The 25,493-nt window shown below is 64.6% G+C and carries 23 protein-coding genes; 20 read left to right on the forward strand and 3 right to left on the reverse strand.

Features of this window, described 5'->3' with window-relative positions; all coding sequences use genetic code 11:
* Positions 1-4 precede the first annotated feature (4 nt).
* The 14 genes from EWH21_RS04005 to EWH21_RS04070 all read left to right on the forward strand — a co-directional run bounded on the left by EWH21_RS04005 (position 5) and on the right by EWH21_RS04070 (position 14,325).
* A complete protein-coding gene (locus tag EWH21_RS04005; protein WP_037054925.1) occupies positions 5-928 on the forward strand; it encodes a branched-chain amino acid transaminase in 924 nt (307 codons plus the stop codon).
* 61 nt (positions 929-989) lie between these two features.
* Positions 990-2,033 (forward strand): lipopolysaccharide heptosyltransferase II, encoded by a 1,044-nt coding sequence (waaF, locus tag EWH21_RS04010; RefSeq protein WP_277699851.1) that lies wholly within the window; start codon positions 990-992, stop codon positions 2,031-2,033.
* 2 nt (positions 2,034-2,035) lie between these two features.
* On the forward strand, positions 2,036-3,040 hold the full coding sequence (waaC, locus tag EWH21_RS04015) for a lipopolysaccharide heptosyltransferase I (protein ID WP_277699852.1): 1,005 nt from the start codon (positions 2,036-2,038) through the stop codon (positions 3,038-3,040).
* A gap of 9 nt (positions 3,041-3,049) precedes the next feature.
* Positions 3,050-4,174, forward strand: a complete 1,125-nt coding sequence (locus EWH21_RS04020; RefSeq protein ID WP_277699854.1) for a glycosyltransferase family 4 protein — start codon at positions 3,050-3,052, stop codon at positions 4,172-4,174.
* The gene (rfaP, locus tag EWH21_RS04025; RefSeq protein ID WP_277699856.1) at positions 4,171-4,977 is read left to right on the forward strand and encodes a lipopolysaccharide core heptose(I) kinase RfaP; all 807 of its coding nucleotides are present in this window, start codon (positions 4,171-4,173) and stop codon (positions 4,975-4,977) included. Before EWH21_RS04020 ends, rfaP begins: the two co-directional genes overlap by 4 nt.
* Positions 4,977-5,711: a lipopolysaccharide kinase InaA family protein gene (locus EWH21_RS04030; protein ID WP_277699857.1), complete on the forward strand. Its 735-nt coding sequence runs from the start codon at positions 4,977-4,979 to the stop codon at positions 5,709-5,711. Before rfaP ends, EWH21_RS04030 begins: the two co-directional genes overlap by 1 nt.
* Positions 5,708-6,451, forward strand: a complete 744-nt coding sequence (locus EWH21_RS04035) for a lipopolysaccharide kinase InaA family protein (protein ID WP_277699859.1) — start codon at positions 5,708-5,710, stop codon at positions 6,449-6,451. Before EWH21_RS04030 ends, EWH21_RS04035 begins: the two co-directional genes overlap by 4 nt.
* Positions 6,451-7,896 (forward strand): lipopolysaccharide kinase InaA family protein, encoded by a 1,446-nt coding sequence (locus EWH21_RS04040; protein ID WP_277699861.1) that lies wholly within the window; start codon positions 6,451-6,453, stop codon positions 7,894-7,896. Before EWH21_RS04035 ends, EWH21_RS04040 begins: the two co-directional genes overlap by 1 nt.
* A gap of 12 nt (positions 7,897-7,908) precedes the next feature.
* The gene (locus EWH21_RS04045) at positions 7,909-9,663 is read left to right on the forward strand and encodes a carbamoyltransferase (protein WP_277699862.1); all 1,755 of its coding nucleotides are present in this window, start codon (positions 7,909-7,911) and stop codon (positions 9,661-9,663) included.
* Complete coding sequence (locus EWH21_RS04050) at positions 9,650-10,771, forward strand: glycosyltransferase (RefSeq protein WP_277699863.1); 1,122 nt, start codon at positions 9,650-9,652, stop codon at positions 10,769-10,771. The genes EWH21_RS04045 and EWH21_RS04050 overlap by 14 nt, the downstream gene beginning before the upstream one ends.
* A gap of 23 nt (positions 10,772-10,794) precedes the next feature.
* Positions 10,795-11,673: a DUF6625 family protein gene (locus EWH21_RS04055; RefSeq protein WP_206596688.1), complete on the forward strand. Its 879-nt coding sequence runs from the start codon at positions 10,795-10,797 to the stop codon at positions 11,671-11,673.
* A gap of 2 nt (positions 11,674-11,675) precedes the next feature.
* Complete coding sequence (locus tag EWH21_RS04060) at positions 11,676-12,821, forward strand: glycosyltransferase (RefSeq protein WP_277699865.1); 1,146 nt, start codon at positions 11,676-11,678, stop codon at positions 12,819-12,821.
* Positions 12,818-13,696 (forward strand): glycosyltransferase, encoded by an 879-nt coding sequence (locus tag EWH21_RS04065; RefSeq protein ID WP_277699866.1) that lies wholly within the window; start codon positions 12,818-12,820, stop codon positions 13,694-13,696. Before EWH21_RS04060 ends, EWH21_RS04065 begins: the two co-directional genes overlap by 4 nt.
* Before the next feature lie 5 nt (positions 13,697-13,701).
* Positions 13,702-14,325 carry a CatB-related O-acetyltransferase gene (locus EWH21_RS04070; protein WP_206596598.1) on the forward strand — a complete coding sequence of 208 codons (624 nt, stop codon included), beginning with the start codon at positions 13,702-13,704 and terminating at the stop codon, positions 14,323-14,325.
* Positions 14,326-14,354: 29 nt separating this feature from the next.
* On the opposite strand, the gene EWH21_RS04075 is transcribed toward EWH21_RS04070, so the two are convergent.
* Both EWH21_RS04075 and EWH21_RS04080 read right to left on the reverse strand, forming a co-directional pair.
* Positions 14,355-15,005, reverse strand: a complete 651-nt coding sequence (locus tag EWH21_RS04075; protein WP_206596599.1) for a hypothetical protein — start codon at positions 15,003-15,005, stop codon at positions 14,355-14,357.
* Positions 15,005-16,186: an O-antigen ligase family protein gene (locus EWH21_RS04080; RefSeq protein WP_277699867.1), complete on the reverse strand. Its 1,182-nt coding sequence runs from the start codon at positions 16,184-16,186 to the stop codon at positions 15,005-15,007. The genes EWH21_RS04075 and EWH21_RS04080 overlap by 1 nt, the downstream gene beginning before the upstream one ends.
* A 129-nt stretch (positions 16,187-16,315) precedes the next feature.
* Between EWH21_RS04080 and msbA the strand changes: the two genes are divergently transcribed.
* From msbA to EWH21_RS04110, 6 genes are all read left to right on the forward strand, one after another.
* Entirely contained in the window at positions 16,316-18,157 is a 1,842-nt protein-coding gene (gene msbA / locus EWH21_RS04085) for a lipid A export permease/ATP-binding protein MsbA (RefSeq protein WP_277699868.1), read from the forward strand.
* Entirely contained in the window at positions 18,157-19,053 is an 897-nt protein-coding gene (locus tag EWH21_RS04090) for a GNAT family N-acetyltransferase (protein ID WP_277699869.1), read from the forward strand. Before msbA ends, EWH21_RS04090 begins: the two co-directional genes overlap by 1 nt.
* A 4-nt stretch (positions 19,054-19,057) precedes the next feature.
* Positions 19,058-20,440 carry a PIG-L family deacetylase gene (locus EWH21_RS04095; RefSeq protein WP_277699870.1) on the forward strand — a complete coding sequence of 461 codons (1,383 nt, stop codon included), beginning with the start codon at positions 19,058-19,060 and terminating at the stop codon, positions 20,438-20,440.
* Positions 20,441-20,501: 61 nt separating this feature from the next.
* Positions 20,502-21,923, forward strand: a complete 1,422-nt coding sequence (gene hldE, locus EWH21_RS04100; RefSeq protein ID WP_277699872.1) for a bifunctional D-glycero-beta-D-manno-heptose-7-phosphate kinase/D-glycero-beta-D-manno-heptose 1-phosphate adenylyltransferase HldE — start codon at positions 20,502-20,504, stop codon at positions 21,921-21,923.
* A 143-nt stretch (positions 21,924-22,066) separates the two neighbouring features.
* Complete coding sequence (locus tag EWH21_RS04105; protein WP_277699874.1) at positions 22,067-23,347, forward strand: acyl-CoA dehydrogenase family protein; 1,281 nt, start codon at positions 22,067-22,069, stop codon at positions 23,345-23,347.
* A 13-nt stretch (positions 23,348-23,360) separates the two neighbouring features.
* The gene (locus tag EWH21_RS04110) at positions 23,361-24,572 is read left to right on the forward strand and encodes an acyl-CoA dehydrogenase family protein (RefSeq protein ID WP_047591114.1); all 1,212 of its coding nucleotides are present in this window, start codon (positions 23,361-23,363) and stop codon (positions 24,570-24,572) included.
* 44 nt (positions 24,573-24,616) lie between these two features.
* Here the strand turns inward: EWH21_RS04110 and EWH21_RS04115 are convergent, their stop codons facing one another.
* Complete coding sequence (locus tag EWH21_RS04115) at positions 24,617-25,336, reverse strand: ABC-type transport auxiliary lipoprotein family protein (protein WP_037054883.1); 720 nt, start codon at positions 25,334-25,336, stop codon at positions 24,617-24,619.
* Positions 25,337-25,493 lie beyond the last annotated feature (157 nt).

A 25,493-nucleotide genomic window follows, 5' to 3' on the forward strand; every position in this document is an offset into this window, starting at 1 on the left:
CAAGATGTCGATGTCCGACCGTGATGGCGTGATCTGGTACGACGGTGAACTGGTACCGTGGCGCGAAGCGACTACCCATGTGCTGACCCATACCCTGCACTACGGCATGGGTGTGTTCGAGGGCGTGCGCGCCTACAACACGCCGGACGGCACCTCGATCTTCCGCCTGCAGGCGCACACCGATCGCCTGTTCGACTCCGCGCACATCTTCAACATGCAGATCCCCTTCTCCAAGGAAGAGATCAACGAGGCGCAGCGCGCCGCCGTGCGTGAGAACGGCCTGGAAAGCGCCTACCTGCGCCCGATGGTGTTCTTCGGCAGCGAAGGCATGGGCCTGCGTGCCGCCGGCCTGAAGGTGCACGTGATCGTCGCCGCCTGGCACTGGGGCGCCTACATGGGCGAAGAAGCCCTGCAGACCGGTATCAAGGTGCGCACCAGCTCCTACACCCGTCACCACGTCAACATCTCCATGACCCGCGCCAAGGCCAACGGCAACTACATCAACTCGATGCTGGCCCTGCAGGAAGCGATTTCCGGCGGTGCCGACGAGGCCATGCTGCTGGACCCGGAAGGCTACGTGGCCGAGGGTTCGGGCGAGAACATCTTCCTGGTCAAGGATGGCGTGGTGTACACCCCGGAAGTGACCTCCTGCCTCAACGGCATCACCCGCAACACCATCCTGACCCTGGCCGACGAGCTGGGTATCAAGGTGGTCGAGAAGCGCATCACCCGTGACGAGGTGTACATCTGCGACGAGGCCTTCTTCACCGGCACCGCCGCCGAAGTCACGCCGATCCGCGAAGTGGATGGCCGTCAGATCGGTATCGGCCGCCGTGGCCCGGTTACCGAAAAACTGCAGAAAGCCTATTTCGACCTGGTAACCGGCAAGACCAGCGCGCACGCCGAGTGGCGTACGCGGGTCAAGTAAGCCGGTCATCTGGGCTATGACGGGGAGGCGCTGAGCCTCCCCGGTCGTTTCTGGAAAGGATATGAAGATACTGATCGTTGGGCCCAGTTGGGTGGGCGACATGGTGATGGCGCAGACGCTGTTCCAGTGCCTGAAGCAGCGTCATCCCGCATGCGAGATCGACGTGCTGGCGCCGGACTGGAGCCGGCCCATACTCGAGCGCATGCCCGAGGTACGTGCGGCGCTGAGCCTGCCGCTGGGCCATGGCGTGCTCGATCTGGGCGCGCGTCGACGCATCGGCAAGTCGCTGGCCGGTCAGTACGACCAGGCCATTCTGCTGCCCAATTCGCTGAAGTCCGCCCTGGTGCCCTGGTTCGCCGGCATCGCCAAACGCACGGGCTGGAAGGGCGAGATGCGTTACGGCCTGCTCAACGATATCCGCACGCTGGACAAGGCGCGCTATCCGCTGATGATCGAGCGCTTCATGGCGCTGGCCTTCGAGCCGGGCGCCGAGCTGCCGCAGCCCTATCCGCAGCCACGCCTGGTGATCGACGAGGCCAGCCGTGGCCAGGCACTGGCCAAGTTCGGCCTGCAGCTGGATCGTCCGGTGCTGGCGCTGTGCCCCGGCGCCGAGTTCGGCGAGGCCAAGCGCTGGCCGGCGGAGCACTACGCCAAGGTCGCCGAGGTCAAGATCCGCCAGGGCTGGCAGGTCTGGCTGTTCGGTTCGAAGAACGACCATGCCGGTGGCGAAGACATCCGCATGCGCCTGATTCCCGGGCTGCGCGAGGAGGTCAGCAACCTCTCCGGGCAGACCAGCCTGGCCGAGGCCATCGACCTGATGTCCGCCGCCACCGCCGTGGTGTCCAACGACTCCGGGTTGATGCATGTGGCCGCGGCACTGAATCGCCCGCTGGTGGCCGTCTACGGTTCCACCTCGCCCGGTTTCACCCCGCCCCTGGCCGATCGTGTCGAGATCGTCCGCCTGGGCCTGGAGTGCAGCCCCTGCTTCGAACGTACCTGCCGTTACGGGCACTACAACTGCCTGCGCGAACTCAAGCCGCGCCCGGTGATCGAGGCGCTGGAACGATTGGTCGGTGAAACCCTGACCCTGGTCGAGGGCGACTGATCTTGCGGGTACTGATCATCAAGACGTCGTCGCTGGGCGACGTGGTACACACCCTGCCGGCGCTGACCGATGCGGCTCGCGCCATCCCCGGTATCCGCTTCGACTGGGTCGTGGAAGAAGGCTTCGCCGAGATTCCCGCCTGGCATCCGGCCGTGTCCCAGGTGATCCCAGTGGCTATCCGCCGCTGGCGCAAGCACCCGCTGCGCACCTGGCGCAGTGGCGAGTGGGCACGCTTCAAGCAGCGCCTGCGCGAGACCCGCTACGACCTGGTGATCGACGCCCAGGGGCTGCTCAAGAGCGCCTGGCTGACGCGCTATGTGCAGGCCCCCGTGGCCGGGCTGGATCGTGATTCGGCGCGTGAGCCGTTGGCCAGCCGCTTCTACGACCGTCGCTACGCGGTGGCCAAGGACCAGCATGCCCTGGAGCGAGTGCGCCAGCTGTTCGCCAAGGCGCTGGGTTATGCACTGTCATCGGGCAGCGCTGACTACGGCCTGGACCGGGCGGCGCTGATGGACGCTGCGGCGCCGCCCTATCTGGTGTTTCTCCACGGCACCACCTGGGCCAGCAAGCATTGGCCTGAGGCCGATTGGCGCGCGCTGGCCGAACGCATGGACGAACTGGGCTGGGCGGTGCGCCTGCCCTGGGGGAGCGAGGCCGAGAAGGCGCGTGCCGAGCGCATCGCCGCCGGGCTCGCGCATGCGGCCGTGCTGCCGAAGCTGAACCTGGCCGGAGTGGCCAAGGTGATCGCCGGGGCCAGTGCCTGCGTGTCCGTCGACACCGGACTGGGTCACCTGGCGGCGGCGCTGGATGTGCCCAACATTTCCCTTTACGGGCCGACCTTGCCGGGCAAGGTCGGCGCCTATGGCCGTGGCCAGATTCATCTGTGTGCCAGTGGCCCGGGCGCGGGCAGCGGTGATCGCGACAAGCCCTGCTTCGACGGCCTGGGCGCCGAGCGTGTCGGCCTGGAACTGGAGGCACTGCTGCTGGCGCCTCCTGGCACCCTTTAAGGAGCGGCTATGCAGCTGGCCTTCGTTCTCTACAAGTACTTCCCGTTCGGCGGGCTTCAGCGTGACTTCATGCGCATCGCCCTGGAGTGCCAGGCGCGCGGCCATGCAATTCGTGTCTACACCCCGATCTGGGAAGGCGAGACTCCCGCAGGCTTCGACGTGCGCGTGGCGCCGGTGCGGGCACTGTTCAACCACCGTCGCAACGAGAAGTTCAGCGCCTGGCTGCAGGCCGACCTGGCGCGTGATCCGGTCGACCGGGTGATCGGTTTCAACAAGATGCCGGGGCTGGACGTCTACTACGCCGCCGATGGTTGCTTCGAGGACAAGGCGCAGACCCTGCGCAATCCGATCTACCGGCGCTGGGGGCGCTACAAGCACTTCGCCGACTACGAACGCGCGGTATTCGCGCCGGAGTCGAAGACCGAGATTCTGATGATCTCCGAGGTGCAGCAGCCCCTGTTCATCAAGCACTACAAGACCCCGCTGCAGCGTTTCCACCTGCTGCCGCCCGGTATTGCCCAGGATCGCCGGGCGCCGGCGAACGCCGCCGAGATGCGTGCGGACTTCCGCCGCGAGTTTCAGCTGGGCGACGACGACCTGCTGCTGGTGCAGATCGGTTCGGGGTTCAAGACCAAGGGCCTGGACCGCAGCCTCAAGGCGCTGGCCGCGCTGCCGCGGGAGCTGCGCAAGCGCACCCGACTGATCGCCATCGGCCAGGACGACCCCAAGCCCTTCCTGCTGCAGGTCAAGGCCCTGGGCCTGTCCGACCAGGTGCAGATCCTCAAGGGGCGCAGCGACATCCCGCGCTTCCTGCTCGGTGCCGACCTGCTGATCCATCCGGCCTACAACGAGAACACCGGGACCGTGCTGCTGGAGGCGCTGGTTTCCGGTCTGCCGGTGCTGGTCACCGATGTCTGTGGCTACGCCCACTACATCGCCGAGGCCGATTGCGGGCGGGTGCTGCCCAGCCCCTTCGAGCAGGAGCGCCTCAATCGCACCCTGGCCGACATGCTGGCCGACCCCGAGCGCCGCGCGTTCTGGGGGCGCAACGGCCTGGCCTATGCCGACAGTGCCGACCTCTATTCCATGCCGCAGAAGGCTGCGGATGTGATTCTGGCCCCGAGGTGCCCGTGAAGCTGATTCTCGCCGAACCCTTCAAGCGCCTGTGGGCGAACCGTGACGCCTTCGCTGCCGTCGAGGCGCTGCAGGGGCAGGTCTACCGCGAGCTGGAGGGGCGCCGTACGCTGCGCACCGAAGTCGATGGCCGCGGTTATTTCGTCAAGATTCATCGCGGCATCGGTTGGGGCGAGATCGTCAAGAACCTGCTGACCGCCAAGGCCCCTGTACTGGGCGCCGCTCAGGAGTGGCAGGCGATCCAGCGCCTCGGCGAAGCCGGCGTGGCGACCATGACGGCGGTGGCCTACGGTGAGCGCGGCAGCAACCCGGCCCGCCAGCACTCGTTCATCATCACCGAGGAGCTGGCGCCGACCGTGGATCTGGAGCAGCTCAGCCTCAACTGGGCGCAGCAGCCACCCCGGCCCGAACTCAAGTGGGCGCTGATCCGTGAAGTGGGGCAGATGACCGGTACCATGCACCGTGCCGGGGTCAATCACCGCGACTGCTATATCTGCCACTTCCTGTTGCATACCGACCGGCCGATCCAGGCGGGCGACCTGCGCCTGTCGGTCATCGACCTGCATCGTGCCCAGGTGCGCGAGCGAACCCCGCGCCGCTGGCGCGACAAGGACCTGGCTGCCCTGTATTTCTCGGCTCTGGACATCGGTCTGACCCGCCGCGACAAGCTGCGTTTCCTGCGCACCTACTTCCAGCGCCCGCTGCGCCAGGTGCTGCGCGACGAAGCGCGCCTGCTCGCCTGGCTGGAGCGCAAGGCGGCGAAACTGTATGAGCGCAAGCAGCGCTATGGAGATGCCCTCTGATGGCTGGCTGGAACCTGGCAAGGGACTATCAGGGCCTGTCCAAGGACTTCGGTTCGTTGGCGGCGGTGTTCGCGATCGAGGGGGAGCGACTGACCAAGGACCCTCTGTCCGAGGTCGTGCGGATCGAGCGTGAAGGTGTGCGTTTCTACGTCAAGCGTTACTGGGGCGCAGGCAAGGGCCTGCGCCGTTATCTCGGCCGGCCCAGGGTCAAGGCGGAGTGGCAGAACCTCAAGCTCTTCGCCAAGTGGGGCATTCCCACGGCGCCGATCGTCGCGCATGGCCTGGAGCGCAACGCCGGCGCGTTCGTGCGCGGCGCGCTGGTCACCCGGGAGCTGGAGAACACCCAGGACCTCGCGCTGATGGCCGATCAGGGTGACCCGCGGCTGCAGGATGGCGCCTGGGTAAGGGGAGTCAGCCGGCAGCTGGCGGCCAGTACCCGGGTGATGCACGACCACCACTTCACCCACAATGACCTGAAGTGGCGCAACCTGCTGGTCAACGAGAAGGCCGAGCTGTTCTTCATCGACTGTCCCACCGGCAGCTTCTGGTGGGGGCCCCTGCTGCGCTATCGCATCGTCAAGGACCTGGCCTGCCTCGACAAGGTGGCCAAGCGCGTGCTGTCGCGAACGCAGCGCCTGCGTTTCTATCTGCAGTACCGTGGCCGTGACCGCCTCGGCGCACGCGACAAGCGGCGCCTGCGTCAGGTGCTGAAATTTTTCGAGGGTAGGGAATGACGGATTTCGTCTCGCAGCAGGATCGCGCGCTGCTCGAGCAGCATGGTCTGGCCAGTTTCGATGCGCTCTGGGCGTTGAAGCTGGAGGCCGTGGATGAACCGAACACCGAGCGGGGCGGCTGGAGCAGCGTCTATCGACTGGAGCTGGGGGAGCGGGCGTTCTACCTCAAGCGGCAGAGCAACCACCTGACGCGCAGCGTCCTGCATCCATGGGGAGAGCCGACCTTCGCCCGTGAGTTCCGCAACATCCGTCGTTACGCCGAGCTGGCGATTCCGGCGTTGCAGGCCGCCTTCTTCGGCGAGCGGCGCATGCCCGGCGAGCGCCGCGCGATCCTGCTGACGCGTGCGCTGGATGGCTGGCAGGATCTGGACAGCTGGCTGGCGCAATGGCCGACGCTGGGTGCGGCGCAGCAGAATGCGATCCTGCGGGCCACGGGCGACCTGGCGGGCGTCCTGCACCGGGCAGGGCAGATGCATGGCTGCTTCTACCCCAAGCACATCTTCCTGCGTGAGCAGGGGGGCGGTTTCGATGCGCAGCTGATCGATCTGGAGAAGACCCGCCCGTTGCTTTTCGGCCGCCGTGACCGGATCAAGGACCTGGAACCGCTGCTGCGTCGCGCGAGCGTCTGGAGCGAGGCGAACGTCCGCACCCTGCTGGCGGCGTACCTGGGCCACAGTGAAAGCGTCGACACCTGGTGGCATCAGCTGGAAGCGCGCAAGCGCTACAAGGAGGCGCGCTGATGTCGCTGCGGGACCTGAGCCAGGCTGGACGCACGCCGGCGCTGCCGCTGCAGGTGCAGATGGCCGATACCACTGTGCAGGTGAGCGAGTGGCTGCGGGTGCTGCCGGGCCAGCGTTACGTGGGCGTGGCCACCTGGCAAGGGCGCGAGGTGCTGGCCAAGCTGCTGGTTGGCGGTCGGGCGCAGCGTCACTATCAGCGCGAGCTGGATGGCGCCCGCCTGCTGGCCGGGCAGGGGCTGCCGACGCCGGCGCTGCTGGCGCATGGCTTCGTCGAGGGGCAGGGCGGCTGGTTGCTGTTCGAGTATCTCTCGGGGGCGCAAAGCCTGTGGTCGGCCTGGCAGGCCGTCGCTGCCGAACCGGTGCTGACGGATGCACAGCAGGCAGTGTTGGGGGAGGCGCTGGCTACGGTCGGCAGCCTGCATGCGCAAGGCCTGTGGCAGGCCGACCTGCATCTGGACAACCTGTTGCGTCATGACGGCAGCCTGTACCTGATCGACGGTGGCGGGGTGTGCGCCGAGACGCCGGGCCAGCCGCTGTCACGGGCGCGTGTGCTGGAGAACCTGGGAGTGTTCTTCGCCCAGTTGCCGGCCGAGCTGGATCCCTGCCTCGAGGAGCTGCTGATCCATTACCTGCTGGCCAATGGCGAACACGCGCTGCCGCTGGAGATGCTCCAGGCCGAGGTGGCCAAGGTGCGCCGCTGGCGCCTGCGTGACTACCTGAGAAAGGCGGCGCGTGAGTGCAGCCTGTTCACCGCGCGCATTGGCGCCTTCGGCTTGCGCGTGCTGCGCCGTGAGGCCGAGCCGGCCCTGCAGCCGCTGCTGGCCGAGCTGGATGCACGCATCGAGGGCGGGCATATCTACAAGACGGGGGGCGCGGCCACGGTGGCGCGCGTCGATGTCGATGGCAGGCCGCTGGTGGTCAAGCGCTACAACGTGAAGAACCTGCTGCACTGGTTCAAGCGCTTCTGGCGTCCGAGCCGTGCCTGGCACAGCTGGCGCGAGGGCAATCGTCTGCAGTTGCTGGGCATCGTCACGCCGACGCCGCTGGCGGTGATCGAGCGCCGCTGGTGCTGGCTGCGTGGACGTGCGTACCTGATTACCGACTATTGTGGTGGGCAGGATATAATCGCGCGTTTCGAGGCATATCAGCAGGCAACGCCCCCGGAAATCGAGCTGCTGGCGCTGGATCGACTGTTCGCGGCGATGCTGCGTGAACGCATCAGCCACGGCGACTTCAAGGGGCACAACCTGTTCTGGGATGAGGTGCAGGGCGCCTGGTCGCTGATCGACCTGGATGCCATGCGGCAACATCGCAGTGCGCGCAGCTTCGCCCGGGCCTATGCCCGCGACCGCGCCCGTTTCCTGCGCAACTGGCCGGCGGACTCCGCCTTGCACCAGTTGCTCGACCAACGTTTACCGCAGGTGCCCGGCACCTGCCCGAATTAGAGGCTCAAACCTGTGGCATTGACCATTCTCGGCCTGTCCGGCGCCCTCAGTCACGATCCCTCCGCCGCGCTGTACATCGACGGCAAACTGATCGCGGCGGTGGAAGAGGAGCGCTTCGTGCGCGACAAGCATGCGAAGAACCGCATGCCCTACGAGTCGGCCAAGTTCTGTCTGGAACAGGCGGGTATCAAGCCCTCTGACGTCGATGTGGTGGCCATTCCCTTCGCCCCCATCAGCATCTTCGAGAAGGCCCGCTGGCAGTACGCCAAGCGCTACGCCTACGCGCCGGATCGCGCCCTCGATGCGATCCTGTTCGGCAATCGCCGCTACAAACGCTACAAGAAACGTATCGAGTGGTGCCTGGTGCAGCTCGGCTTCGACCTGAAGAAGGTCAAGATCGAGCCGGTCGAGCACCACCTGGCGCACGCCTCCAGTGCCTACCACTGCTCGGGTTTCACGGAAAAGACCGCGATCCTCGGCATCGATGGCAAGGGCGAGTACGCCACCACCTTCTTCGGCTACGGCGAGAACGGCAAGATCCACAAGATCAAGGAGTTCTTCGATCCTGACTCGCTCGGCGGCCTGTATGGCGCGATCACCGAATACCTCGGTTTCGAGATGCTCGACGGCGAGTTCAAGGTCATGGGCATGGCGCCCTACGGCGATGCCGCCAAGTACGACTTCTCGCGCCTGGCCAAGTTCGAGAACGGCGAGCTGATCATCAACACCGAGTACGCCAACGTCATCGGTTTCCGCCGCTACAAGGAAAACGGCAAGGGCTACTACTTCTCGCCCAAGCTGATCGAGTGGCTCGGGCCGAAGCGTGAGGGCGACATCGCCGACGACCCCTACATCCATTACGCTGCCAGCATGCAGGCGCTGTTCGAGAAGCTGGCGCTGCAGATGATGGAGTACTACCTCGGCGACATCCTCAAGGAAACCGGCAAGATCGCCTTCGCCGGTGGCTGCGCGCTGAACGTCAAGCTGAACCAGAAAATCATCGCTCGCGACGACGTCAAGGAGCTGTTCGTGCAGCCGGCTTCCGGCGACGCCGGGACCGCCGTCGGTGCGGCGGCTTATGTGTCGAACCAGCGTGGCGTGCCGGTGGAGAAGATGGAGCACGTCTACCTCGGCCCCTCCTATTCCAACGAAGACGTCATCGCTGCCTGCGCCAGGCACCCGCACCAGCCGGTGTTCAAGCGCATCGACAACACTCCGGAGCGCATCGCCCGGATCATGGTCGACGGCAACCCGGTGGCCTGGTTCCAGGGCCGCATGGAGTTCGGTCCGCGCGCCCTCGGCGGGCGTTCGATCATCGGCTGCCCGAGCGTGCCGGGCGTCGCCGATCGAATCAACGAGCAGATCAAGTTCCGCGAGCGCTGGAGACCCTTCTGCCCGTCGATGCTCGACAGCGTGGCGGCGAAGATGCTCAAGGTCGATCACCCGAGCCCGTTCATGACCTTCACCTTCGAGGTCAATGAAGAGTGGAAGGAGCGCGTGGGTGAAGTGGTGCACGAGGACGGTACCTCGCGTGCCCAGGTGCTGGAGCGCCAGTACAACCCGCGCTGGTACGACCTGATGCTGGAGCTGGAGAAACTCACCGGCAACGGCGTGTCGCTGAACACCTCGCTCAACCGTCGTGGCGAGCCGATGATCTGCTCGCCGACCGATGCCCTGAACATGTTCTACGGCTCGGACCTGCAGTACCTGATCATGGAAGACATCCTCGTGGTCAAGGACGGCAGGGACTGGTATGACGGCATCTGAACAGGCCCCGGGCCCGGCGCAGCGCTGGGTCCTGCAGTTCTGTCACGGCTATGACGGCCCGTTTCTGGATTGCGCGCGGCAATACGCGGTGCTGTTCAAGGGCACGCCGTACAAGGTCTGCACCGTCTACCTGACCGGCGCGCCTTCGGCCGAGGTCGAGCGCGGCTCGGCCTCCGACGAGGTGATCTTCCTCGACTATTCCAGCGCGCAGGTCCGTGGTCTCAAGTTGGGTGCGATCCGTGATTTCCGACGCATCGCGGCCTCGCGCGACTTCGCCCTGTGCATCGCGCACCGCTTCAAGCCGATCTACGTCGCGCTGCTGGGCAGTGCGTTGCCGGTGATCGGCGTGCACCATGCGTTCGGCGACTACAAGCGGCGCTCCCGGCAGCTGTTCGCCAACTGCTTGCGCAAGCGCCTGAGCCTGCTCGGCGTGTCCAACGCCGTACGCGACGACATGCGCGCCTGCCTGCCCTCCTGGCCAGCTGAGCGTATCGAGACCCTGTACAACCGCATCGACATCGCGGCCGTGCAGGCCGAACAGGTTTCTCGTGAGCAGGCTCGCGAGCATCTGGGGCTGCCAGCGGATGCCTGGGTGGTCGGCAATGTCGGCCGTCTGCATCCGGACAAGGACCAGGCCACGTTGATTCGCGGCTTCGCCCAGGCATTGCCGCAACTGCCGGTCGGCAGTTTGCTGGCGATCATGGGCAGTGGCCGGCTGGAGGCCCAGCTCAAGGCCCTGGCAGCCGAACTGGGTGTCGGCGATGCCGTGCGCTTTCTTGGCCAGGTGGCCAGCGGCCGGCGCTATTTCAAGGCGTTCGACGTATTTGCCCTGACCTCCGACCACGAGCCGTTCGGCATGGTGTTGCTGGAGGCGATGGCGGCTGGCGTACCGGTGATATGCAGCGACTGTGGTGGCGGGCGTGAGGTGGTGAGCGGCTCAGGGCTGTTGTTCCCCTTCGCCCAGGCAGATGCCTTGGCGGCCTGCTTCGTTGAGCTGGCCGTGACACGTTCAGGCCAGGATCGCGTGCCTGAGTGTCTGGAAACCTTCAGTGACCAGGCAGCGCGTGAACGTTTCAGAGCCTTGGGCTGGCTATCCTATGATCTATGACACTTTGATTGAGGTCTGGGACCGTGGCTGAAGCCCCGCGTATCTGTTTCTTGATTCCCTACTTTGGGCGTTGGCCGTTCTGGATGCCGCTGTTTCTCGAGAGTTGCAGGCGCAATCCGGACATCGACTGGCTGCTGTTCAGCGATTGTGGCGTCCCCGAAGGTCTGCCTGAAAATGTCAGAGTCGAACCGATTGATTATGCGAGCTATTGCGCGCAGGTATCGGCGCGCCTGGGGATCAACTTTGCGCCAGAAAATCCATACAAGCTGTGTGATCTGAAGCCGGCGCTGGGCTATGTCCATCAGGAGCACTTGAAAGGCTACGACTTTTGGGCCTTCGGTGATCTCGACCTGATCTATGGACGTCTTCGCGAGTACTTCACGACGGCCAGGCTGGCGCGCTACGACCTCTATTCCACCCATGCTCGCAGAGTCTCCGGACATCTTTGCCTGATCCGTAACACAGACACGATGCGTCGGGCATTCATGCGCATGCCGCGCTGGCAGGAGCGCCTCACGGATCAGACGCATCACGCGCTGGACGAGGGGGCGTTCAGCCGTCTGTTCCTGTGGCGCAAGAACTTCCCGGACCCGCTGTTCAAGCTCGTTGGGTTATTCAATCCATTGCGCAGGCGTAGCGAGTTCGTTGAAGCCTTCAGCACGCCTGACGGCTGTATTCCGTGGCTGGATGGCAGCTTCGACTTTCCGCGCCGATGGTTCTGGAAGGAGGGGCAGCTGAGCAATGACCGTGACGCCGCGCGCGAGTTTCCCTATTTCCACTTCGCGATCTGGAAGCGAGGTGCATGGTCGGGCCGCCCGCTGCCTGCTCCCTCTGCAATCGACGAGCTTGCTCGATGCCCAGCCTGGGTTGTGAGCGAAGATGGCTTTTCTCAATGGACATGAACATGAAGCGCCGGATCAAGGTTCTGCAGCTCCATCCGGACTACAACATCAAGTCGCAGGATTTTGCCGATCTGGGAGAGCAGATCTTTCACGCACTACCCCGCGAAAGGTTTGAGACCGTCAACGCATTCCTCCGTGGACGGCCTTCTGCTGGACAGCCAGTGAGCCGTGCGGAGCGTTCGGTCTATTTCGGTTTCACTGATGCGCAGCTCAAGGGCATGCGCATTCGCGCCATGTGGCATCTGTATCGCTACTGCCGTCGCGAGCGTTTCGACGTGGTGATCTGTAACCGCTTCAAGCCGGTCAACATGATGTTGATGCTCAATCGCTGGCTGAAGATTCCCCTGTGTATCGGCATCGCTCATGGTTTTGGCGAGTACGATCGAGCCTATCGGCGTAGACAGACTGCCGGGCTGGTCAACGCTGCCTGGCGCTTCGTTGGCGTATCTCCGGCCGTCAAGCAGTACCTGCTGGATTGTCGCTGCGGGTTCACCGAGCAGAATACGGTCGCGATAACCAACGCAATCGACCTTGTTCAGGCTGAAGCGTTGCAGCTGTCGCGCGAGCAGGCCCGTGCCGAACTGGGGTTGTCGAGCGATGTGCGGTTGATCGGCGCATTAGGGCGGCTTGTGCCGGTCAAGGGGCATGTCTACCTGGTTCAGGCATTTGCCCGCCTGGCGACGAAGCATCCGTCTGCGCAGCTCGCGATCATCGGTGCCGGGCGTGAGGAAAAGCGCCTTCAGCAGGAGATCGAGCGACTTGGGCTGCAAGGTAGGGTTCATCTGCTGGGTTTCCGTGAGAACGCATTGCGTTTTGTCCGTGCATTCGACATCTGGGCGATGCCGTCGCTGGCCGAGGGGCTGGGGTTGGCGCTGCTGGAAGGGATGAGCGGGCACCTGCCGGTAGTTGCCAGTGATGTTCCTGCGATGAAACCGTTGATCGAAGGGGCAGGGGGGATCGCCGTTATGCCAGGTGACGTGGACTCTCTGGCCTCCGGCCTGGATACCTACCTGGCCTTGAGTGAGGCGCAATTGCGCGACAGGGGCGAGCAGTCGTACCGCTACCTGTCAGTACATCACGATATCGATGTCTTCCGTCAGCAGTACCTGGATCTGATTGAATCGTCGTTGCCTGAGGTGTTGGCATGAAAGAACCCGTGGTGACCGTTATCGTCGCCTCCTACAACCATGCGCCCTATATCGAACAGTGCATTCTCAGTGTGTTGCAGCAGACCTATCCGCACATCGAACTGCTGGTCGTGGACGATGGTTCGACGGATGACAGTGTTCAGCGTATCGAGCGTTTGCAGGAGCAATATGGTTTCGATTTTCGTACGCAGAAGAACAAAGGACTGACGTGCACGCTGAATGAGGCGATTGCGCGGGCCAAAGGAAGTCTGATCGCACCGTTTGGCTCGGACGACATCATGTGTCCCGAGCGCATCGCCAAGCAGGTTGCCTACATGCAGGACAAGCCAGAAGTTGGCATCTGTGCGGGCAATATCGAGCTGATCGATTCTGGCGGCGAGCTTTTCCCCGAGGCGCGCCAGCGCCGGGATACTCCGTTCAGGCGCCTGGACTTCGATGATGTGTTCATGGAGCGCAAGCCTTACCCGCCGGCACCTACCTTGCTGTTTCGCAAGGAGGCACTGGAGAAGGTCGGTGGCTTCGATCCGCAGATTCGCCTGGAGGACCTGCTGATCGAGCTGAAGATTACCCATGCAGGCTATTACATCGACTGCCTGGGTGAAGTACTCGCGCAGTACCGCAAGCATGCCAGCAACTCGTCGAAGAACACGCCGTTCATGATCGACAGTATTCTTCGCACCTATGCGCTGTTTGCAGATCATCCGCAGTATGAATATGTCAGGACACGCTTTCTGAGTTCGATGTTTCTCAAGTGCTCCAACCGTGATCGGGCATACGCCCGGCAGTTGTTGATGCAGATTCCATTCCGACGCTGGAACAAGAAAACCTGGCGTGGCTTGGGAAGGTTGTTCTTTTCGCCGCTGGAGAAGCGCTGAGAACCATGGGCATCTGGGAGAGATTTCGCGAGCGCAGGGTCAAGCGAGCGATTCGCAAGCTACCGAAGCTCTACAGGGGGCAAGCTCGCTTTCTGCATCGCTATCCCGATTACTCCATTGGTGTCGGCAGCTATGGCCTGCCGATCGTTCATGACTGGCAGGAGGGAGCGACGCTGCGGATCGGCGCCTATACCTCCATTGCCGAACAGGTGGAGATCTTTCTCGGCGGGCACCACCGCAGCGACTGGGTCACGACCTACCCGTTTCCGGCAATGATTGATGAGGCGGCGGATGTTTCCGGTTACGCCTTCAGTCGGGGTGATGTCGTGATTGGCAGCGATGTATGGCTGTGCACCGGCGCAATGATTCTGTCTGGTGTATCGATTGGAGACGGCGCAGTGGTCGCTGCCGGGGCCGTGGTCAGTCGCGATGTGGAGCCTTATTCCATCGTCGCGGGGAATCCCGCCCGTCATGTCCGCTGGCGCTTCTCCGAAGACGAGCGACAGGCATTGTTGGCGGCTCGTTGGTGGGAGTGGCCGGAAGACGAGGTGCGTCAGGTCAGTTGCCTGCTGTGTAGCGAGCGGCTCGAAGCATTTCTGGCATATGCCCGCGACCGGGGGGCGGGCTAGGTGGATATGGTCACGTCCAGCCTTGGCTGCTAGGGCCGCTGCGTCCTTGCGAGCAGTGCTTCGGCATGGCGAGGTTCTTCTGCCCGGTAGGCCTTCAGTAGGTCCTCCTGGTATCGCTCGAATAGCCAGTTGCTGTCCTGCGGATAGCGGCGCATATGCTTCAGGTTGCGCAGTCGCTTGTGCAGCGACAACGGGAAACGACCGATATGCATGTCGGCAATGTCGATCAGTGCCAGCTCGTCGCTCGGCAAGACCAGTACGTTGCCCAGATGGATAGAGCGAAAGTACACGCCCTTGCGGTGCAGCCTGGCCAGCAAGTGGCCGAACTTGCCGATCAGCTGTGCGGCCCGTGCCGGTGCAGCCTGCTCCAGCCGGCTGCGCAGGGTATCGCCCGGTAGCGGTAGGTAATGAACCGCCGTGCCATTGACCGGATCTTCGACGCGGTACACGCCGATGATCTGCGGGCAGGTGAAGCCCAGTCGCTGCAGGGTCGTCGCATTGTCGGCAAAGCGCTTTGCGTACGGCTTCAGCGTTTCACTGGAGAAGTAGCGGCGCTTGCGGAACAGCTTCAGGAAGCTGCCGTCTTGCAGTCGCAGGACTTTGGGGCCCAGGCCGTCTTGCTCCAGAACCGTCGCATCGGCCGTCAGACGGCTAAGATCGGCAGCAGATACCCGTTGCATCAAGCCTTTTCCCTGAGTTTTCTACCGATATTGAGTGCGGTGACCAGGGCAAGCGGTATCCAGGTCAGAAACCAGTGCTCTTTGGGCCTGGCAAGGATGCCGCCACCCTCTGCGAGTCCCGCGCCAATTCCATAAACGACCAGCGCCCCGGCGATGGTGAAGTAGGTATCCGAGCGATGCTTCCAGCACGTCCACAGTGCGAGGAGGTGCATCGATAACCAGAGTGCTGCGCCTATGATCCCGGTGTAGTACAGCACGCCGAGAAAGAAGCTATGTGGCTCCCTGAACCAATAGCCGATGCCGGGTACCAAGATGGCCAGCGGTGCGTCGAAGCCGTGGCCCAACCATGGGTGGACGGCAATCTTGTCCAGCGCGAGTTGCCAGATTTCCAGGCGATACGATGTCCCGCGGTTGAGCAGGCTCTCTGGAAAAAGCATTAGCAGTGCTGCGAGACAGGCGAATCCGAGGCCGACGAGTATCGCCGAACGAGCGTTCCAGCAGCAGAGGATCAGCCAGCCAGCCGCAAGCGCTGATGCCAGAATGGGGGTGCGTGACCCGGTAGCGAGCAGTGTTGCCAGCAGCAGGGCCAGGGGGACCAGTGCCAGCAGGCTTTGCCTGACCGGGGCCGTCATCACCCAGCCAAGCCAGATGATGCAGAAGAAACCGAACAGGTGCGAACTGAGCAGAGGATTGTCCAGCGCGCCGGTGCCGACCAAGCGAGCGCCACTGGAGTAGTGCAGCAAGAAATCGACCAGGCCGTAGGTAGCGAGCGGAATGATCAGCAGCGAAGCTACCCGGATGACCTGAATGAAGCGCGCGTGGTTCTGCTCAACCATCAGTGCGCAGGCTGTGAAGAGCATCGAGATATACAGTGGACGTTTGATCAGCGAGCCAGCAGAGTCTTCGGTGCCAGACCAGGCAATGCTGAGCAGCGCCCACGAGGCATAGGCCAGGAACGCGAGGAACGTGGGATCCCTGAGAAGAGGCGCGCAGCGTCTGGGTTGCAGTATCAGCACCAGCAACGCCGGGGCTGCCATCAAACCGTAGAACAGCTTGTGATAGAGGCTTCGATCCTCCAGCCAGGTGAGGCTGGTCAACAGGCAGAGATATCCCAGCGGTAGCAGCCAGGTACTGATGAAATCTGACGTGTTACGCGGCCAAGTGCGAATGGCAGATGACATGCAGTGCGTATTCCCTGATGGTGAGTCGAGGGCGGGATTCTACGGGATACGCTCACAGATTTCGCGCGTCCTGTGCGCAACAGGCGCTGTGATAATATGCGGCCCCCGTTCTGGCCACGGCAACTACCCATGACCGATACCTCTGGCGACTCGCCATCCGGCTCAAGCCTGAAAATCTATTTCCGCCTGCTGAGCTATGTCAGGCCCTACATCGGTTTGTTTCTGCTCAGTATCGTCGGCTTTCTGATCTTCGCCTCGACTCAGCCGATGCTGGGCTACATTCTCAAGTACTTCGTCGACGGTCTGTCCAATCCCGAGGCGAGTCTGTTCGCAAAGGCCCCCTGGCTGCTCGAACATGCGCCCTGGCTGGCCCATCTCAAACTGCTGCAGGCCGTACCGCTGCTTATCGTGTTCATCGCGCTGTGGCAGGGCGTCGGGTCCTTTCTTGGCAACTACTATCTGGCCAAGGTCTCGATGGGGCTGGTGCAGGACCTGCGGGTGGCCCTGTTCAACAATCTGTTGACGCTCCCCAATCGCTACTTCGATAGCCATAATTCAGGACACCTGATCTCGCGGATCACCTATAACGTGACCATGGTCACCGGTGCGGCCACCGATGCGATCAAGGTCGTGGTGCGTGAGGGGATGACGGTCATTTTCCTGTTTGCCACGTTGCTGTGGATGAACTGGAAGCTGACCCTGGTCATGGTGGCGATCCTGCCCGTGATTGGCGTGATGGTGACCAGCACCAGCAAGAAGTTTCGCAAGCAGAGCAAGAAGATTCAGACCAGCATGGGCGACGTCACGCATGTGACGTCCGAGAGCATCCAGGGTTATCGCGTGGTGCGCAGCTTCGGTGGCGAGGACTACGAGAGAACGCGCTTTCTCGATGCCAGTGAAGAGAACAAACTCAAGCAACTGAAGATGGTCAAGACCAATGCGGTCTACACCCCGTCGCTGCAGTTGGTCATCTACAGTGCCATGGCCGTCCTGATGTTCCTGGTGCTGTTGCTGCGCGGTGATGCATCGGCTGGCGATCTGGTCGCATACATTACGCTTGCCGGCCTGCTGCCCAAGCCCATACGCCAGCTCTCCGAGGTCAGCTCGACCATTCAGCGTGGTGTGGCAGGCGCCGAGAGCATCTTCGAGCAGCTCGATGAGGAGCCCGAGGTCGATCATGGCACGCAAGCGCGTGAGCGTGTCAGCGGCCGGCTCGAGGTGCGTGACCTCAGCTTCAGTTATCCGGGCACCGAGAAACCGGTGCTGGAAAACATCTCCTTCGTCGCCGAGCCCGGGCAGATGGTGGCGCTGGTCGGCCGCTCCGGCAGCGGCAAGTCGACCCTGGCCAACCTGATTCCGCGTTTCTACCACCACGAGCAGGGGCAGATCCTGCTCGACGGCCTGGACGTCGAGGACTACACCCTGCGCAACCTGCGTCGGCACATCGCGCTGGTGACCCAGCACGTCACCCTGTTCAACGACACCGTGCGCAACAATATCGCCTATGGCGACCTGGCCGGTGCGCCACTGGAGTCCGTGCGTCAGGCGGCGGGCGATGCCTATGCCGCCGAGTTCATCGAGAAAATGCCCCAGGGTTACGACACCCTGGTCGGCGAGAACGGCGTGCTGCTCTCCGGTGGCCAGCGTCAGCGCCTGGCCATCGCCCGCGCGCTGCTCAAGGATGCGCCACTGCTGATCCTCGACGAGGCCACGTCGGCGCTCGATACCGAATCCGAGCGGCATATCCAGGCCGCGCTGGATCAGGTGATGCAGGGGCGTACCACGCTGGTCATCGCGCACCGTCTGACCACCATCGAGAAGGCCGACCTGATCCTGGTGATGGATCAGGGGCAGATCGTCGAGCGTGGCACTCACGCCGAACTGCTGGCGCAGAACGGCTATTACGCGCGTCTGCATGCCAAGCAGTTCGAAGAGGGCGATGCGGTCGTCACTGACGAGCACGACGCCTGATGTTGAGTCATCTGCAATTCTGGCGTGAACGGGGCTGGGCGCCGATTTCGGCAGCCGATTATGCCGACGCGTGGGCACGTTTCGGCGGCAGCGTGGCGACGCATCCCGAGGTGGTGGCACGGCTGGCCGGGCTGTCCGGTATTGCCGTGCGCTACCTCGGCTGGCAGGTCGATGGCCAGCTGCATGCGGCGATCGCCACCTGGGGGCGGCACCTGGCCCTGTCCAAGGATGTGCTGAAGCAACGCGGCAAGCGTGGCCTGTTCGATCTGGGCAATGCCGAAATCATCCTGCCGCTGGCGGCTGGCGCACAAGTCGCGCTGCGCCACCGTGCGCGCTACCTGTCCGAACTGAACGCCGCCGGGCTTCTCGGTGTCAGCGAGCAGCCCGAGGGCCTGGCGCTGGCGCGTGAGCCGGAGCAGTACAGCAAGAAATTCCGCTACAACCAGCGTCGCGAACAGCGCCTGCTGGAAGAGGCGGGCGGCGTGATCAGGCCGATGCTGGAACTGACCGCGCAGGAGCAGGCGCGCATCTACGCGGATCTGTTCCAGCGCCGCTGGGGCTTCGAGGCCACGGGCAAGGATCACCTGGCCGAGGTGTTCGGCCTGTTGCGCGAGTTCATGACCGGTTCGCTGATCTACCTGAATGACGAGCCGGTCGCGATCCAGGTGCTCTATCGCGTGGAGGCGCCGCAGTGGGTCAGCCTCGAGTACATCAACGGCGGGGTCGATCCGCAGCAGCGCGAGTTCAGCCCCGGCAGCGTGCTCAGCTTCGTCAACACGCAGCACGAGTGGGAACAGGCGCGGGCGCTGGGCAAGCCGCTGCGCTACTCCTTCGGCCGTGCCGATCGCGAGTACAAGGACCGCTGGTGCAACCGGGTGCCGGTCTATCAGGTGTGAGGCGATGAACGGACGCAAGCAACAACTGCTCAAACGCCATCGGCGCAACAAGCGCACGGCCCTGCTGCTGGCCCTGCTGGCGCTGGCGCTGCTGGGCGTCTTCGTCGCCTGGTGGCTGCCGCCACTGCTGCTGGTGCTGGGCTGGATCGCGCATGAGGCCTGGTTCGCCGATCATCTGTTCTATTCGCCGCGCGATGACTACCAGTATGACTTCCCGGCCGATTGCGTCAGTGTGCCGGTGCGTATCGAGCAGGGTGCGTTGCAGGTCGAGGCCGATCTCGCGGGTTACGACACCCTGCTGCTCGAACTGCGCCTGCAGGCGACCTGGCTCGGGCGCTGGCTCGATCCCCAGGTGCGGATCGGCGATGACCGCCAGGACTTCGAGCGTGGCGTGGCGGGGCGGCGTTACCTCAACCTGTCCGGGCAACAGGCGCATGGGCTGAGCATCGCCCCGCGTTTCTGTCGCATCGGCGCCGGGCTGCGCCTGCATGCCATGCGCAATCCCGACTTCGCCGCGCAGCGCATGCTGATCATCGCACCGCATGCCGACGATGCCGAACTGGCGGCTTTCGGTCAGTACAGCCGCTCGTCCGAGACGGCCATCGTCACCCTGACTCAGGGCGAGATCGAGGCGCAGGGCTATCAGCGCCTGGGCCTGGACCAGGCCGCTGCGGCCCGTCTGAAGGGCCGCCTGCGTGCCTGGGACAGCCTGGCCGCGCCACTCTGGGGCGGCGTGGCGCAGGCGCGCTGCGTCCAGCTTGGCTACTACTGCCTGCAATTGCCTGCCATGGCCGAGCAGCCGCAGACGCCGTTCGCCTCGCGCGAGTCCGGCGAATGCGACGTGCGCAGCGTGCGCCGGCACAATCCGCTGGCTCTGCCCGCCGATGCCGACGGCCGGCCGACCTGGGACAACCTGATCGCCGATCTGGCTGCCGTGATCGAGCATTACCGCCCCGAGGTGCTGCTGACCCCGCACCCGGAGCTGGACCCGCATCACGATCACGTCGCCAGCACGCGCGCCGTGCTCGAGGCCTGCGCGCAGACTCGCTGGCAGCCGCAGACCCTGCTGCTGTACGCCAACCACCTGCATGACAACGACCGCTGGCCGATGGGCCCGGCGGGCATGGGCATCGCCCTGCCGCCGGCGATCAGTGCGCTGCCTGCCGATCGCCTGTGGAGCCCGTCGCTCGATGCAGAGCGGCAGCTGGACAAGGCCATGGCGCTGGCCCTGCAGCATGATCTGCAGGGCGCGCTGCCGCTGAAGAAGCGCCTGCGCCGCCTGATCCAGCGGCTGCTGGCCGGGCGTCGCTGGCCCGCCACGGGCGAGGACGAGTTCTTCCGCAAGGCGGTGCGCCGGCACGAGCTGTTCTGGGTACGCCAGCGCTGAGTCGTGCCCCGAGTTGGTCATGCTATGATTTTTCCCGTTTTTCTCCCCTTCTGGAGCCGCAATGAAACTGACCATGCCCCGCTATGACCAAGCCGCCGTTCTGGTGGTGGGCGACGTGATGCTCGATCGCTACTGGCATGGCGGTACCTCACGGATCTCTCCGGAGGCGCCGGTGCCGGTGGTGCGGGTCGACCAGATCGAGGATCGTCCCGGTGGCGCTGCCAACGTCGCCCTGAATATCGCGGCGCTCGGTTCGCGTGCCCTGCTGGTCGGCGTGACCGGTGTGGACGAAGCCGCCGACAGCCTCAGCGACAGCCTGCGTGGGGTGGGCGTGGAAACCCACTTCCAGCGTCTCGACGAGCAGCCGACCATCGTCAAGCTGCGGGTGATGAGCCGCCACCAGCAACTGCTGCGCATGGATTTCGAGGAGCCTTTCGATACCGACAGCGCAGCACTAGCCCGTGAGGTCGAGCAGTTGCTCGCCGGGGTCAAGGTGCTGGTGCTCTCCGATTACGGCAAGGGCGCACTGCAGAATCATCAGGCGCTGATCCAGCTGGCGCGTGCTCGCGGTATCGCGGTGCTGGCCGACCCCAAGGGCAAGGATTTCTCCATCTATCGCGGCGCCAGCCTGATCACCCCCAACCTGCACGAGTTCGAGACCATCGTCGGCGGTTGCGTCGACGAGGCCGAGCTGGTCAGCAAGGGCGCCCGGCTGATGCGCGAGCTGGAACTGGGCGCCTTGCTGGTGACCCGTGGCGAGCATGGCATGACCCTGCTGCGCCCGGAGCACGCGCCGCTGCACCTGCCGGCCCGTGCCCGCGAAGTGTTCGACGTGACCGGCGCGGGTGACACCGTGATCTCCACCCTGGCGGCGTCCATCGCCGCCGGCGAGGAGCTGCCGAATGCCGTGGCCCTGGCCAATCTCGCAGCGGGCATCGTCGTCGGCAAGCTGGGTACGGCGGCGATCAGCGCTCCGGAGCTGCGCCGCGCGGTCCAGCGCGAGGAGGGTTCCGAGCGCGGCGTGCTGAGCCTGGACCAGCTGCTCATCGCCATCGAGGACGCGCGCGCCCATGGCGAGAAGATCGTCTTCACCAACGGCTGCTTCGACATCCTCCATGCCGGCCACGTGACCTACCTGGAGCAGGCGCGCGCGCAGGGCGACCGGCTGATCGTGGCGATCAATGACGACGCCTCGGTCAGTCGCCTGAAAGGCCCGGGCCGGCCGATCAACGCCGTCGACCGTCGCATGGCGGTGCTCGCCGGCCTCGGTGCGGTGGACTGGGTGGTGAGCTTCAGCGAGGACACCCCGGAGCGCCTGCTCAAGCAGGTGCAGCCGGACGTGCTGGTCAAGGGCGGCGACTATGGCGTCGACCAGGTGGTGGGCGCCGACATCGTCCAGGCCTATGGCGGCGAGGTCCGTGTCCTCGGCCTGGTGGAGAACAGCTCCACCACGGCCATCGTCGAGAAGATCCGCAACAAGTGATGCCGGCAGTGGGCCTGGCGCCAGCCATGCCCACGCTGCTGCGGGCTTGACCCGACTGCCGTATGCTCGCGGCTTGAGGGTCATAGTCGCTCGCCAGCGGCCGGCGCATCATCGGTGGCATCACCCGCGTGGAGCGAGATGCCATGAAAGTCGATGTACAGGGCCAGGCCCTGAGCGTGCTGAGCAAGGTGGCGCAGGCCGACTGGCCGGACCGCCTGAATTTGCGCAAACCCTTCGAGAAGTTCATCTACAGCGGCAGTCGCGCCAGCTTTCGCCTGGTCGCCCAGCGCGCGTCCGGCAAGCCGCGTATCGAACGCCCGCAGGGCGACGACCTGTTCGACCTGACTCTCTCCGATGATCAGCAGATGCTGGTGGATATGCTCCAGGGCTTCGCGCTGGACGTGTTGCGCCCGGCGGCGCACGAGGCCGATGGCGACGGGCGGGTGCCGGCGGCGCTGCTGAACCAGGCTCGCGAGCTGGGGCTGGTGCACTACGGGGTCAGTGAAGCGCAGGGCGGCCTGGCCGGCGAACGCACCGTGCTGAGCAACGCGCTGATCGCCGAGAGCCTGGCCCGGGGCGACTTCTCGCTGGCGGCCACGCTGCTGGGGCCGTTGTCAGCGGCCAACTGCATTCGCCGTTGGGGCTCCTCGCAGCAGCAGGCCGAGTGGCTGCCCGCCTTCGTCAGCGACGAGGGGGCTCCGCTGCATGCCCTGGCGGTGAGCGAAGCGGCCGTCCTGGCGGACCCGCAAGCGCCTGCGACCCGCGCCCGGCGACGTGGCAAGCATTACCTGCTCGATGGCGAGAAGGTGCTGGTGCTTGGCGGCATGTCCGCCAGTCGCCTGCTGGTGACCGCGCAAGCCAGCGACGGAGCGGCGTTGTTCCTCATCGACGCGGCCAGCAAGGGCATCACGCGGCAGGCCGATCCGGCCATGGGGCTCAAGTCCTGCGGACTGGCGCGTATCCAGTTCAAGTCGGTCAAGGTGCCCGCCGGGCAGCGCCTGGCGGCGGACGATTTCGATTTTCGCGCCTTTCTCGATTACTCGGCGCTGGCCTTCTGTGCCCTGGCGGTGGGCACCGCACAGGCCGCCCTGGACTACGTGGTGCCTTACTGCAACGAGCGGCAGGCCTTCGGTGAGCCGATCAGTCATCGCCAGGGCGTGGCCTTCATGATCGCCGAGATGGCCATCGAGCTCGAATCCATGCGCCTGATGCTGTGGCGCGCCTGTGCGCTGGCCGAGAGCGGCAGGCCGTTTCACCGCGAAGCCTATCTGGCTCACCTGCTCTGTACCGAGAAGGCGATGAAGATCGGTTGCGACGCGGTGCAGTTGCTCGGCGGTCACGGTTTCACCCAGGAGCACCCGGTCGAGCGCTGGTACCGCGACCTGCGCAGCCTGGCGGTACTCGCCGGTGGTCTTCATCTCTGACAGGTAGCTCATCATGAATCTGGAAACCCCGAAGAAGTTCGCTGGCCTGCAGCGCCAGGCCCATCAAGTCGCGGCCCGTTATCTGCGACCGATCTCGCGCAAGTACGACAAGGCCGAGCATGCCTATCCGAAGGAACTGGACATGCTGGCCGCGCTGCTCGACGGCATGAACGAGGGCTCGCCCGATGCCGTCGGTGCCGGCTCGGCGAGCAAGCGTGGCGCGGCGCGCGAGCAGCAGGAGGGCGTCAAGAATGGCGGCAACATGGCCGCGCTGCTGGGTGTGATGGAGCTGTGCTGGGGCGATGTCGGCCTGCTCCTGGCCATGCCGCGTCAGGGGCTGGGCAACGCCGCCATCGCCGCAGTCGCCAATGACGAGCAGTTGGCCCGCCTGGGCAGGACCTGGGCCGCGATGGCCATCACCGAGCCGGGCTGTGGCTCGGACTCTGCAGCGATTCGCGCCACCGCCGTGAAGGACGGTGATCATTATGTGATCAATGGCGAGAAGATATTCGTCACCTCCGGCGAGCGTGCCGATGCCGTGGTGGTCTGGGCCAGTCTCGATCGCAGTCTGGGGCGGGCGGCGATCAAGTCGTTCGTGGTGGAGAAGGGCACGCCCGGCATGACGGTGACGCGCCTGGAGAAGAAGCTTGGCATCAAGGCCTCGGACACGGCATCGATCAGTTTCACTGACTGCCGCGTGCCGGCGGCCAACCTGCTGGGCAACGCGGAAGTCGATGTGCAGAAGGGCTTCGCCGGGGTCATGGAAACCTTCGACAATACCCGGCCGCTGGTCGCGGGGATGGCGGTTGGTGTGGCCAAGGCCGCGCTCGACCGCACCCGTGAGCTGCTGCGCGAGGCCGGTTGTCGCCTGGACCATGGCCGGCCGCTGCTCAGCGTCAGCCATGCCGAAGCGACGCTCTACCGCCTGGAAGCCGAATGGGAGGCTGCGCGTCTGCTGACGCTCAAGGCGGCCTGGATGGCCGACAACAAGCTGCCCAACTCCAGGGAAGCGTCGATGGCCAAGGCCAAGGCTGGGCGCGTTGCCAGCGAGGTGACGCTCAAGTGCGTCGAGCTGGCGGGCGCCAGCGGTTATGCCGAGGATGAGCTGCTGGAGAAGTGGGCGCGGGATTCGAAGATCCTCGATATCTTCGAGGGCACCCAGCAGATCCAGTTGCTGATCGTTGCCAGGCGCCTGCTGGGCAAGAGCTCCAGCGAGCTGAAATAGCGCGGTCACACCATGAAAAAAGCCCGCATTTGCGGGCTTTTTGCTTAGAAACGGAAGACTTCCGTATCGATCTTGATCGGCTCGGCCACCGGGATCTTCGGCCCGGCGGGCTCTTCCGGCTTGGCCTTGGCTACGGGCGGCTTGCGGCGCGGCGGTTCCGGCGTCGGGTCCTCGGCGATGGCGATCGGCTGGATGGCGACGGCCAGCTCGCTGGCCAGGCGCTGCACCAGCGTGCTCTGCGCCTTTACCTGTTCGGCCAGCGTGCCGCTGTGGGCTTCTTCCAGGCGGATCAGGCGGCTGTCGCGCAGTTGCCCGCGACGGTCGAGCAGGCGCCACTGGGCCTCCAGCACGGCCGGTTGAGTGGGGCCGGAGTCGAGACGGGTAATGGTCAGCATGACCTGGGCATCGGCACTGAAGCCCGGTGCAGCAGGGGCCAGAACCAGGCGCTGGCTATCCAGACGCCAGGCCAGCTGACGCAGCATCTGCTGGTCGATGTCGTTGGCCAGGCCGCTGGCCCAGCGCGCGTTCTGCGCCGCCACCAGGCTGCCGTCAGCCTGGCGTTGCAGCAGGTTCTGCTGGCGCAGGTAGTCGGCCACGCTGATCGGGCCGACCAGGACCGTGACACCGTTGTCCTTGGTCGGCGTCTCGGCGCTGCCACTGTCCAGTTGATAGAGCGGTACGGGCTTCTGCTGCAGCAGGCTGCAACCACTGAGCGTGAGCAGCGTCATCAGAAGCACGGCCAGGGGGCGTACTACAGTCATCATTCGTTCCCGGCAGCCGCTTCTGGGGCAGCTGCACATCGATCCCATATCATGCAGGTGAGGTCATTCGCGCATGACCCAGGGCGCGTATCATCCGTCAAACCGCGCTACGACTCCAGCCTTGGCCGCTTGCCGGTAGCGCGGACATCACGAATGGACG

The organism is Pseudomonas sp. REST10 (assembly GCF_029542605.1).
Taxonomy (GTDB): Bacteria; Pseudomonadota; Gammaproteobacteria; order Pseudomonadales; family Pseudomonadaceae; genus Aquipseudomonas; species Aquipseudomonas khazarica.